The sequence below is a fragment of the Planctomycetaceae bacterium genome, assembly GCA_041398785.1.
GTDB lineage: Bacteria > Planctomycetota > Planctomycetia > Planctomycetales > Planctomycetaceae > JAWKUA01.
This window is the reverse complement of the sequence record JAWKUA010000008.1, coordinates 83,565-95,916: the sequence shown is the minus strand read 5'-3', so window position 1 is coordinate 95,916 and position 12,352 is coordinate 83,565. Positions and strand designations below refer to the sequence as shown.

Here is a 12,352-nt window from a genome sequence, read left to right as displayed (position 1 = left end):
CGTGACGCGATGCTTGAGTTCAGGCATGGCCAATCAGTTCGCGGATGGGCTCGCCGTGTTCGACCAGGTATCGAGGTCGGCCGGTCTGGTCCGGCAAAGCCGTCTGCCGGGCGTCGATGCCAAGGTGATAATAGACGGTCGCGGCGACGTCTTCGGGGCTGAGCGGCCGATCGACCACATAGGCGCCGTGTTCGTCAGATTCTCCCACCACCTGACCGGACTTCAATCCGCCGCCACCCATGATGACGCTGAATGTGTGGCCCCAGTGATCGCGCCCGGCCGCGGAATTCATTTTCGGCGTGCGACCGAATTCACCCATCGCCACCACCAGAGTCTTCTCGTACAAACCGCGATCCACAAGATCGCGAATCAATCCGGCGATCGCTTTGTCGGCGGGGGGAATCAGTTGCTTCGCTCCTTCTTCCGTCGGCAGCCGGTTGGCCGTGCCGTGATGGTCCCACGGCTGCGTGTTCACGGTCACGAACGTCACGCCGCGTTCCACCAGCCTTCGAGCCAGCAGAGCGCTTTGACCAAAGGTGTGGCGTCCGTAGGAATCTCGCACTTCGACGGATTCCTGGCTGATGTCGAATGCGTCGCGGACCGTTGAGCCGGTCAGCAGACTGAATGCCGCCTGCTGGTGGTCGCTCATGTCGGCCATCTGCTGATCGATTCGCCGCCGATGCTGGTCCAGCGTCGTCAACAGTTCGCGTCGGCCTTCCAGCCGATCAAACGTCAGTCCTCGTGACAGCGTCAGGTCGCGAACCCGGAAGCCTTCTTCGTTCGGATCGGAATTCACGACGAAGGGATTGTGGACGCCTCCCAGATACGCGGCGTAGTGGAACAGGTTGTCGGTGCCGCCTCGCAGGTGAGGTGCCGCGGCGTACGGCGGCATTCCGGCGACGTTCGCTCCCCGAATCGCCGCCGCAGCGGAACCCAGGCTGGGCCGTCGCTGAATCCTGTTGTCCGACTTGTTGAAGTCCGGTCCTTCGAAACCGGTCAGCATCCAGTGATTGCCCTTTGTGTGATCTCCGGTGCCGTGGTTGACGCTGCGCAGCACGGCAATGTGTTCCGCGATCTTTGCCTGTTCGGGCAGCATTTCGCTGAACTGAATGCCGGGAACGCTGGTGTCGATTGCTCCGAACGGACCGCGATACTGATCCACGGCGTGTGGCTTGGGATCCCAGGTTTCGTGGTGTCCCGGCCCGCCGCTCATCCAGATCAGAATTACGCTGGTGTCGGTCCGCAGAGGATCGATCGCAGGTTTCTCACCCGCCGCGGCGCGGCACTGCAGCAGTCCGGGCAGAGTCAGCCCGCCAAGCCCCAGCACTCCGGCCTGCACAAAACTTCGCCGTACCAGACCCTCGCAGTCGCGAGTCGCCCCGCCGGTGACTTTCCACATTTCGGTACTCCCGAATCGGCACCCAAGGCATCACTGCAAAATTCCTCCGCCCGGCCGATTCTCTCACGAATCCCCACCGATTCAAAGCGGAATCGCCGCACGACCGCCGGGAGAACGCCGTGAAAAATCATCGTCAAACACCCCGTGACGACACGCGATGACGTGCTGTCCGGAGCACTCACTCCCGCGCAAACACCAGCAGACTGTTGGCCGGAAGCGCCAGTGATGCGGAGAACGCGAAGTCGTGCATCGGATGGGAGTCCGCGAACGTCCGGCCTCCGTTGCCGACGCTGTTGGGGTTCACCCAGTTTTCGTACACGTCGCTGTTGAAGACTTCCTTCCACTCGCCACCGCTCGGAAAACCGATGCGATAGTCGAAACGGTTGTACGTCGACAGATGCACGACCACGATCACGTCGCGGCCTTCGTCCGGCACCCAGCGATGATAGGCCAGCACGCGATTTTCGTCGTGAGCTGTCACGATTCGAAATCCCTGGCCTCGCAGCGCCGGGCAGCGCCAGCGCAGTCGGATTAGTTCACGCGTGAAGCGCAGGTGATCGATCATCTGGCGATCGCCGTTTGCCAGGCCGTCCCAGTACAGCAGCAGGTCCGAATGATCTCGAAAATTGTCGGACCACTGCTTGTCTTCCAGGAATTCCTGACCCATGAACAGCATGGGAATTCCGGGAGCCGTCAGACTGATGCCGGTGGCGACGCGGGCGCGGCTGCGGCCGAACCATGATCGCGGGTTTGCCGGATCACCCAGCCTGGCGACTCGCAGCTTTCGATCGCGGAGGACGGCGTCGTGGTTTTCCGGCCCCTGCACGAACCGCCAGTGATCGTGGAAACCGCCGGGCCACATCGCGGACGCCAGCGCCTGCATCTTCAGCGGGCGTTCATCGGGAAACGCGGCATCGCTGATGACGTTTCGAATCGCGTCACGCAGGCCGTCGGTCAAAGTGGTATCGAATCCTGCACCGGTCGGCGCGGACGTTACGACCAGCGGATTGACACTCCAGTATTCGGCCTTCTGCAGCGCGGAGGGACGATGAAACCGAACGGTCGACGTTAAGTCCTGAGCGAAGCTCCAGCCATGAGGAGCACCGTCGTGATCGATCACGCTGACTTCGTCGTACCGAAATCCGTCGACGCGATATTCGTTCAAAAAGAATCGAGCATTCTGAATCAGAAAGTCGCGGACTTCGGGCTTGCCAAAGTCGAATACCAGGCCGCCGGCGTGACCTCGGTCTGTGAAATACAGCGAATTGCGGTTGCCGCCGAACGTTGACTGACGATCAAAGAAGTGAATGCTCTCATCGCCGAAGTCACCTCCCGCGTGGTTGTAGACGACATCCAGCAGCACCGCCAAACCGTGAATATGGCAAAGATCGACAAGTGCTTTGAGCTGGTTCATTTCTCCGTGCAGGTCGGTGATGGCGTATTTCGGCAGATGCTTTCGTTCAAGCAGGTCATTCACGTGAGCGACGTACGGTGCCAGTTCGGCGTCTTCCACTCCGTAATCCATCTCCGGCGAAAAATAGTCCGTTCCGTTGTAACCCAGGCTGAACTGCGTCTGAAATTCCTGGATCGGCATCAGTTGCAGCGCGGTGACTCCCAGGTCCGCCAGGTGAGGAATCTTTCGCGCGACATCCAGAAACGTGCCGGCTTTGTTCGGCAGGTTGGGAGTGAAAAACGTGCCGACGTGCAGTTGATAGATCACGAAATCGGGAAACCGCGGCGTGACGTAGCCGGTGTCGTGCCACGGAAAATCGGTTCTGCGAACAATGCATTCTCCCGGAAACGGAGTCTGCAGCTCGCGAGCGTACGGATCACGCTTCGGGCCTTCCGATCCATCACCGACAACGTAGAACATGTATCGATGCCGGTCGCGCACACCGGGAATGAAGCCCTCCCAGTGGCCGTTGACATCTTTGGTCAGAAGGCTGCTGTCGTCACGCACGCGCCCGTTGAATTCGCCGATCACATGCACGGAACGGGCATTCGGAGCCCACACGCGAAACGTCGCGCCGTCATCAATCAGTGTCGCTCCCATCGGCGTGCCGGAATTCACGTGAGCCAGTGATGCGGGCATGGCGACAGCATTCTTCCGAAGTTGAAGATTCAAAGACGCATTTCGACATCATCGCGCGCGGCATGGACGGAATCCAGCGACGCGGAAACTGTCACTGCAGCTGCCAGCGCGGCGCTGGCACACGGAAAGTCCTGGCGTTGCAGCGTCAGCCTGCCTGCCAGTGCCGGTCGTGGAGTCCCAGGTTCATCTTGAGTTCCTTGAATCCGCAGAACACGACGGGAACGACGAACAGTGTCAGAAGTTCCAGAATCATTCCGCCGAAGACCGGCCACGCCATTGCCTTCGCCACTTCGGCGCCGCGTCCGGTGGACAGCAGCACGGGAATCAGAGCGATCACCGTTGTGAAGGTGGTCATCAGGCAGGGTCGAATGCGGCGCAGTCCCGCTTCAACGGTGGCGTCGCGAATATCCTGCACGGACCTCAGTTTTCGGCGGGTAAACACCTGGTCCAGATACGTGGCGATGACGACTCCGTCATCCACCGCGATTCCAAACAGAGCGATGAATCCCACCCAGACGGCGGTATTGATTTCCACATCGTTGACTGCCAGCAGAATCATGCCTCCCGAGAACGCCACGGGAATTCCGGCAAACACGGCCAGCGTGATCGGCAGGTGGCGGAACTGCAGGTAGATGATGAACAGGTTCGTCAACACGACCAGCGGCAACACCCACATCAGCCGTGCGTTGGATTCCACCTGGTTCTGGAACGATCCCACCGCCTGCAGCGCGTATCCGGCGGGCAGCCGCAGCGTTCCGTCGCGCTGAGCGTCCCGCAGCGACGCTTCGACGGCCTTCACCGTTTCCAGATCGCCCGTGATTCCTGAAGGTGTGAACGACACGTGAGCCACCAGTCGCGCGTCTTCGCTGTTGACGGCTCCCGGTCCCCACGTCGTGCTGACGTCGGTCAGCAGATCCAGAGGAACAACCTCGCCGGAGCCTGTTACGACCGGCAGGCGCGAAAGTTCATCGATCCGGTCGCGCAGGTCGCGCTGATAGCGAACCCGCACGGGATAGCGTTCGCGCCCTTCAACCGTCCTGGTCAGGTTTGCTCCGCCGAGCGCGGTTGCAATAACCTGGTTGATCTGCGCCGCGGACAGTCCGAACCGAGCGGCTGCGTCGCGGTCGACTTCAAACTCCACATACGGTTTGCCCAGCACAATATCGGGGTTGACGGAAGCCGGATTCACCTGTGGCGTGCGCTGCAACTGTTCGGCCACCTTGCGGGACGCGTCCGCCAGTCCGTCCAGGCTGTCGCCGAAGATTCGAATCGCCATGGACGCTCTGATTCCGCTTTGCAGCATGACAACGCGTCCTTCAATCGGCTGCAGAGGAGACGCCGGCGTGACTCCCGGCAGCGTGGCCACGGCGTTAATTTCGTCCCAGACGTCACCGGCATCGATGCCGTCCCGCCATTGTTCGCGAGGCTTCAGCGTGACGTAGGTTTCTATCATGGCCGCTGGTGCCGGATCGAGGGCCGAATCGACGCGACCGATCTTGCCGAGCACGTTGTCGACCTCCGGAATCTGTTTGATCAGCGCGTCCTGAGTCTGCAGGATCTCCATCGCCTGAGAAAACCCGGCGGCGGGATACAGCGTCGGCATGTAGAACCAACTGCCTTCGTCCAGAGCGATCCAGTCATCCGATTCCAGACCCCGGAACGCATGTTTGAACGCCACATATCCGGGAACCTGATTCAGATCCGCCCCCAAACGGCTCGCGAAGTTTTCGAACGGTGCCAGTACCGCTGGCAGCCCGATCCACGCTCCCAGCCCCAGCAGCACGAAGAACGCGGGAATCGCCAGAAAGGCGGCCTTCCGCCGGAGAAAAAGTCGCAGGACCGGTTCATACACCGCGTTGATCAGCCGACTGACCGGATTCTCGTCCACGGGGCGCAGGCGTTCGCTCAGCATCCAAAAACCCAGCAATCCGCCGCCGGCTGAGACCAGCGCCGTCAGCGCGGCCAGCGACACTGGCAGCGCCGCGGTGATTCGTGTTCCCCACACCAGAAAGCACGTGCCGCCCGTCAGCATTGCCAGCGCAGCAGCGCCGGCGATTCGTGTGGCAAGTTTCATTCGTGAAGTTCGCAGCAGCAGTCGGCTCAGCAGCGGCACCAGCGTCACCGCCACGATCAATGCGGAAATCAGCGCGAAGGTCTTTGTCCACGCCAGCGGAGCGAACAACCGGTGATCGCGTCCGGTCAGCATGAACACCGGCAGGAAACTGACAACGGTGGTCAGCACTGCCGTCACGACCGCCGGAGCAACTTCCGCCGCGGCCCTGTTGATGACGGCTAATCGGCCGGAGTCCGCTGGAATGTCGTCAGCCGCGTCGATGTTGCGTTTCGCAGGGCTGTCGTGCTCCGGTGAGCGATCAGCTTTCCGGCTCTGCAGGTGTTCCCAGTCGGCGAGATGTCCGTAGATGTTTTCGGAGACGACGATCCCCATGTCGACCATAGTGCCGATGGCAATCGCGATTCCCGCCAGCGACATGATGTTGGCGTCGACATTCAGAACGTTCATACCGATGAACGCCATCAGCACGGCGACGGGCAGAGTGATGGCCACCACGATGCTGGCTCGTACGTGCAGCAGGAACAGCAGAATCACCACCGCTGTGATGACGATTTCCTGGGTGAGCGCGGTTGTCAGTGTGCCGACGGTTTCATCAATCAGTCGCGTGCGATCGTAGATGGCGTTGACGCGAACTCCGCGGAGGCTTGGTTCAATCTGTGAGATTCTTTCGCGCACCCGCTCGATGACTTTCCGCGGGTTTTCGCCGAATCGCATCACGACAACGCCGCCGACGGCTTCCGTCCCGTTCAGGTCGATGGCGCCTCGTCGAAAATCGGGCCCGAGTTGAACGGTGCCCAGATCGCGAATTCGCACGGGGATTCCGTCGCGCGACAGAACGGTCGTCTCCTCGATGTCCTGAATCGCGTCGGACGGTGTTCCGCCGGAACCGATGAATCCGCGTCCCCGAATAATGAACTCCATCCCGGACGATTCCACCGTCTTCGCTCCGACGTCGGTGTTCGACGACTTCACGGCCGCGATCAGTCTTTCCAGCGGGATGTCATGAAATCGCAGCCGGTCGGGATCGACTTCGATCTGATACTGGCGGACATATCCGCCGACGCTGGCGACTTCGCTGACGCCCGGCACGGCCTGCAGTTCATACTTCACTACGAAGTCCTGCAGGCTGCGCAGTTCGGCAAGGTTTATGCCGTTGTCAGGCGGTTCCAGCGTGTAGTAAAAGACCTGTCCCAGTCCCGTGGCGTCCGGTCCGAGAGCGGGCGTCACGCCTTCCGGCAGGACAGAAGCCGCTGTGCCCAACTGTTCCGCCACTCGCGGAACGAGCCCAATGGGAAATCCGTGTCATCGGAAAACGTCACCTGAACGAAGCTGTACCCGAACAGACTCGCCGCGCACGCTTTCGGCGTGAGGCACCGCCAGCAGCGCGACGGACAGCGGGTAAGTGACCTGATCCTCGACGTCCTTCGGTGATTGTCCGGGCCAGGCCGTGAACACGATGACCTGGTTCTCGCCGACATTCGGTATTGCGTCGATCGGCACATCACGGACGCTGCGAATGCCGAACCCGATGACGACCATCGTCAACAGCACCACCACGAGGCGCTCACGCGTGCAGAATTGGATAAGGTGATTCAGCATTGGTTGTCCGTCGCAGGGTGCGACTCCCGGGACTTCGGAGTTCCCTCGTTATTCGGTGGGTTTCGCGTCTGCACCGGGCGGCGTTTCCGCGGCGGGAAATTGCCGGACATGACTTCCGCATCGCGGCATCTGACTTCCGTAGTAGGGATTTCTCAGGATGTCGGTCGCCTGCAGCCAGTCGCCGCCGCCTCCCTTGACCATCGGGCAATGCATGTGATGCAGCGGTGCCGTTGCCTTCGCGCCGCGGACCTGAGAAGCCAGCGTCACGATCGCGTGACTGATCGGGCGGAAGGCCTGCAGGCGCGCGTCGTCGATCGGCAGGTGATGCAGGTGCGGGCTGTTGTCGGCGACAATACTCAGTTGCTCGCGAACCGCAGCGGGAAGCTCGTCCAGCGCTGCAAGCTTCGCGGCCAGTTCGTGCAGGGCTGTCGCGTCTTTCGCGGACGGCGGCTGATCATTCGCCAGAGATGTCTGAATCGCATCGTAAGCGCCGAAGAGCTGCTCGAGTTCCTCACCGGCCTCGCCGCTGATGGACATGACGAAGCTGTCGTCGAACTGCAGCGGCTGTTCCTGGAATTCCGGCCGATCAGTCTTCGCCGCCACCGCGCGAGCGGGATCGATCAGACTCGGCTTGCCGGCAAGCTGCATTTGGGAATCGATCAGAAAGTTGCCGGCGGTCGCCACGTTCTCGCCGGCTTCCACGCCGTCAAGAATGACAACGCGGTCTTTCAGAATCGCGCCGAGCGTCACCGGCCGAATCTCAAATCTGCCCGGCTGCGTTTCGACGTAAACAACGCTGTCAGAGCCGGCCATCAGCACTGCCGAACGCGGGATGTAGAGCGAATCCGGCTGTTGGACCGGTGTGTCGGAATATCCGAAGCGCGTCGTGGGAACCAGATCCATTCCGCAGATGGGACATTGACCAGGTTCGTCGCGAATGATCTGCGGATGCATCGGGCTGATCCACCGGCCGGCAAGTTCTTCATCATAAACTTCGCCCTGCTGTCCGATCGCAAGGAAGACGCTGGCTGTCGCGTAGTCGCCGGGCCGCAGCCGGCCGTCTTCGTTCAGGAACTCGACTCGCACGCCCACCGATCGCGATCGCGCATCAACGACCGGGTCAATGAACGCGACTCGGCCGGTAAATGTCCTGCCGGGCAGGGACTGCAGTTCCGCTTCCACCCGCTGACCGAAACGGATGCGAGCGGCGTCCTCCGGATACAGCTCAAGCATCAGCCAGACGGTTGACAGGTCGGCGATGCGATAGATGGGCTCGCCGGTTTTTACGTACCTGCCTTCCTGAACCATCTTTTCAATCACGGTACCGCCCGCCGGGGAATAAATCGTAAGCCGCGACATGGCCTGTGCAGACGATTCCAGATCCGCGATCTGTTCGGACGTCATCCCCAGTTCCACCAGCCGCTGCCGCGCGCCGGAGGCCAGCTTCTTCCTCGCTTCCCGGACAGCGTCCAGAGCCGGTGTTCGCGGATCGATGTCGGCCGCGCGGCTTTCGAGATACTCCACCTGAGCGGCGTAAAGTTCCGGGCTGTAGACGATTGCCAGATGATCGCCCTTCGCAACGTGAACTCCGGTGTAATCAGCGAACAGTCGCTCGATGCGCCCGTCGATGTAGGATGAGACCGTCGACATGCGACTTTCATCAATCGCGATCGTTCCGACGGTCTCAATCGTGGTCACCAGCGGTTCGCGCCGGACCGGCTGCGTTTGAATGTTGGCCAGTCGTCGAGCGGCCGGCGTGATGGTCACGGCCAGTTCATCTTCATCCACCGCGCGCGACGTGGCGGGAACCAGAGGCATGCCGCAGATCGGACACCGTCCCGGGCCGGGCTGGCGGATCTGCGGATGCATCGGGCAGGTGTGAACCTGAACCTCCGCGCCGCCGACGTCTGACGAAATACTTCCACCCGAAGCCAGCAACCCCATCCGCTGAGCGATTCCAATGGCAGCGATCAGCGCAACGCCGACACCCAACACCAGCAGCGCAGAAAACGCCTGCCGCAGCCACCAGGCTCGCGGACGCGGTTTGGGCGGATTGACGGTCGTCATGATGAATGCTCCCGTGTAGCGAGCGGACCAGCCGCGGCCTGTTCAACCAGCGGACCAAGCGTGACGAGGAAGTGGATGGCTCGGTGGATGATGGCAATCGAATGGTCGTGCCACTGGCTGTGCCAGTGTTTTCATAGCGCAGGCATCAAGTATTGCACAGTGGCACACCAGGATACGACTCAAAGGCACTATGCCCCCGCGTCTTCGTTGACGCGCCGTGCGGCTGGTCGGCGTGGTCATGGTGTTCGTCGAAGCCTATCCGCGGCGGTGTTTTTGCGGCTTTGTCTTCCTCGGACAAGCCGCCGCCCATTCTTCGCCGCAGCCATCGCAGCAGAAACCGATAGTCTGGCCATTCCGCACCGTTCCTCCGTCTTCGAAGATTGCCGCCGCCCATGATCGGGCAGTGCTGGTTCGCGGTTTCGCCGCGGTTGTCACACCGGCTGGGCCGAGCCGGAAGCGGCTGGGTCTGCTGAGTCGGCACACCCGACGGTAAACGCTGACATGGTGAACAGGATGCAGAGGAGCAGACGAATGCATGTGAGAACTCCTTCTGGAAAATACGTGCAGGAATAATGAGCACAGCTTTGGATGGCGCAACGTCAAACGCGAATCCGACGTCGTTACCGGATAAACAGCGGCCGCGGCAGATGATTTCGTCTTCGCGGCTCAATCACGGGGCGCATTGCGAGCGCCTGGCGAATGCGTCTACGTCCGCCACACGCAATACAGGATGGTGGCTGCACGCGAACCGGCGGCGTTGCAGCTTTCCAGGGCAAACGTGATCCTGACGGCAGGATTCTCGCGCGGCAGAGGCAGTGCGACGGCCAGCAGACTGAGCCCGGCGGATCGCAGATCGGGAGTTGTCGACGACTGCGCCGGTACCGTCGGCGGCTGTGAGCTGTGGCCGCACAAACAGTGAACACCGCGGCCGGAACCGTCGCTGGCCCTGGAACGTGGCGATCCACAGCAGCAGCAGCCGTCACCTCCGCAGCACGTCCGCGCCTTCGGCTTCGAGACTGCCGACTTCTGTTTCACGTCCGCGCGGCAACACTTGCGGGGCGCAGTCACAGACCGGACGGTCGAACAGCCGCATGAGACGCTGTCCGCGCATGTTCCCTGTATTGTGATCGCCACGACCGTCAGCGCGGTGACCAGTCTTTGAATGATGGGGCGCGGTGACACAGGTTCAACTCTCGTGAATGGAACGCGATTCACGGATTATTGCGAGATATTCGATCCAGGGAAGACCCATCGCGCAATCCCGCCGGTTGCGGGGTGAATCGAATCCAGCGAATCGTCAGTCCGTGCCGTCCGCAGCATCGGCATGGGAAGGCGTACTGCGTTCCGCGACGGTGTCCGTGGCGAGCAACTCACCGGTCAGGTCCGCACCGACGGCCTGTCGGATGCGAGCGTTTGCGATCGCCAGATTGCCGATCGTCCGGTGGTAGCCGAATTCGAGCGTCAGCAGCTTTCGGACATTCTGAATCACCCGGTCGAATTCGACGGTTCCTTCCGCCAGCGCCGCCTGATCGGCTCGCAGCGTTTGTTCGGCCTGAGGAATGATGGTGTCGCGGTACAGCACGGCGGTTTCTGCGGCGGCCTGAGCCTGCTGCAGCAAATCGAGCAGCCGGGCATCGAACTCACGAATCACGTCCTGCGCGTCCGCGTGAGATGCCGCGTGCTTCCACCGCGCTTCATCGCGAATCGCGTCGTACTTTTCTCGTCCCACAGGAACGGTCATCGTGGCTCCCAGCGACCAGGCATCGTTGCCGACACCCACGATCGCCGACGCGGGACGGTTGTTGTCGATCACGTACCAGGACGCAGACAAGCTGAAATCCGGCCGACGTTTCAGTTCAGCAACCTCGACCCCCCAGCGAGTCGCGCTGGTTGTCAGCGTTGCGGCGGCAATCATCGGCTGGTGCTGCAGCGCCGTCTGCCGCAGAATCTCGTGGCTCCAGTCGGGGCGAACAACCTGCAGTTCGCGCGGCGCGGTGAGAGGAGTGTCGGCCGGTCGGTTCAGCAGACGATTGAGTTCCGCTGTCGTTGAAGCCACCTGCTGTTCCAGCGACAGACGGTCTTCTTCCAGTCGGCTGAATTCCAGAGTTCCCAGCAACACGTCGCTTTGTGTCGCCTGATTGTTTGCCACGCGAGCGCTGGCGACGTCGATCAGAATCCGCAGCAGCTCCTGATTGCCCTGCACGGTGTCGAGCTGCCGGTGCAGCACATAGAGCCGAAAATAGTTGGTTCGTACGTCGGCTGTCACTTTAAGACGCTCGGCGTTCAGCATCTGCTGCATCGCCATCGCTTCGAAGCACGCCTGCCGCTGCTGTGACTCCAGACGATCCAGCCACGGCACCATCTGCATGATCGACAGGTTGGCTCGCTGAGATCCCGCAGCAGTCTCAATCGGCTGACCGAAAACATTCGCGCCGATGGACGGGTCCGGCAGCTTGTCGACGTAATGCGTTTTGGCCCAGGCCGCGTTCACCTGCTGCTGCATTCCGATCAGCTTCGGATTGGAAAGAATCGCGGCGGCTTCGAGCGTTGCCAGCGAATCGTCGGTAATCGGTAGCGGTTGAGCCGGGACGTTTTCGTCGGCGGGCAAGGCTCCCGCGGTCGACTCCGGTTTGGTGTGCATGCCGGCGTCGTCGGCACCGACGTCGTCTTGAAACACCGCCAGCCGGATCGGGCTGTCGGCAGTCGGCTTGTGGCCCGGCGGGTGCTCCGCGACGGAGTCCTGCTGTGAGTCGAACCGGGGCGGAACAACCTTGTAGGTGTGCTGGATCGCAGCCCGCTGGCTCTGGCAGCCAGCGATCATCGCGAATACTACGATAATCCGCAGCACCGCCGGAGATCGCGGCGGCGCGAGCTTCCCTGCATTTCCTTCCACGCAGATCGATCCTTCGACTGGCAGTTTTTGCCGCAGCTCGCGCCAGGCAATGAAGCCGTGGTCAGACGCCGCACGACGACTGTTTGAGAACATCGACCGGCCGTCGCGCGCGGATTCCCGGCAACTGCCGATGCGGACTTCGGGCCGAGCATTCCGAACTCAAGGCGCTGGTTTGTGTCAATCGGCGAACCGCGTCCGGTTATGCTGGCTGTGCGATTTACCGCCGAA

Annotated in this window: 6 protein-coding genes and 1 pseudogene; all 7 read right to left on the bottom strand. The window is 61.5% G+C overall.

The window, feature by feature from the left end; translation table 11 throughout:
- Positions 1–19 precede the first annotated feature (19 nt).
- Positions 20–1,399 (bottom strand): DUF1501 domain-containing protein, encoded by a 1,380-nt coding sequence (locus R3C19_11295; protein ID MEZ6060937.1) that lies wholly within the window; start codon positions 1,397–1,399, stop codon positions 20–22.
- Between the two features lie 178 nt (positions 1,400–1,577).
- Positions 1,578–3,491, bottom strand: a complete 1,914-nt coding sequence (locus R3C19_11290; GenBank protein ID MEZ6060936.1) for an alpha-amylase family glycosyl hydrolase — start codon at positions 3,489–3,491, stop codon at positions 1,578–1,580.
- Positions 3,492–3,636: 145 nt separating this feature from the next.
- Complete coding sequence (locus R3C19_11285) at positions 3,637–5,403, bottom strand: efflux RND transporter permease subunit (GenBank protein MEZ6060935.1); 1,767 nt, start codon at positions 5,401–5,403, stop codon at positions 3,637–3,639.
- 171 nt (positions 5,404–5,574) lie between these two features.
- Positions 5,575–7,164, bottom strand: a pseudogene (locus R3C19_11280) (efflux RND transporter permease subunit).
- Positions 7,165–7,212: 48 nt separating this feature from the next.
- Positions 7,213–9,231 carry an efflux RND transporter periplasmic adaptor subunit gene (locus tag R3C19_11275; GenBank protein ID MEZ6060934.1) on the bottom strand — a complete coding sequence of 673 codons (2,019 nt, stop codon included), beginning with the start codon at positions 9,229–9,231 and terminating at the stop codon, positions 7,213–7,215.
- Positions 9,232–9,936: 705 nt separating this feature from the next.
- The gene (locus tag R3C19_11270; GenBank protein ID MEZ6060933.1) at positions 9,937–10,143 is read right to left on the bottom strand and encodes a hypothetical protein; all 207 of its coding nucleotides are present in this window, start codon (positions 10,141–10,143) and stop codon (positions 9,937–9,939) included.
- A gap of 385 nt (positions 10,144–10,528) precedes the next feature.
- Complete coding sequence (locus tag R3C19_11265) at positions 10,529–12,124, bottom strand: TolC family protein (GenBank protein ID MEZ6060932.1); 1,596 nt, start codon at positions 12,122–12,124, stop codon at positions 10,529–10,531.
- Positions 12,125–12,352: the final 228 nt, after the last annotated feature.

What these genes read in the sequence shown, in the direction of transcription:
- R3C19_11290 (MEZ6060936.1), bottom strand. Translation starts at nt 3,491, where the DNA reads ATGCCCGCATCACTGGCTCACGTGAATTCCGGCACGCCGATGGGAGCG.
- R3C19_11275 (MEZ6060934.1), bottom strand. Translation starts at nt 9,231, where the DNA reads ATGACGACCGTCAATCCGCCCAAACCGCGTCCGCGAGCCTGGTGGCTG.
- R3C19_11285 (MEZ6060935.1), bottom strand. Translation starts at nt 5,403, where the DNA reads ATGCTGAGCGAACGCCTGCGCCCCGTGGACGAGAATCCGGTCAGTCGG.
- R3C19_11295 (MEZ6060937.1), bottom strand. Translation starts at nt 1,399, where the DNA reads ATGTGGAAAGTCACCGGCGGGGCGACTCGCGACTGCGAGGGTCTGGTA.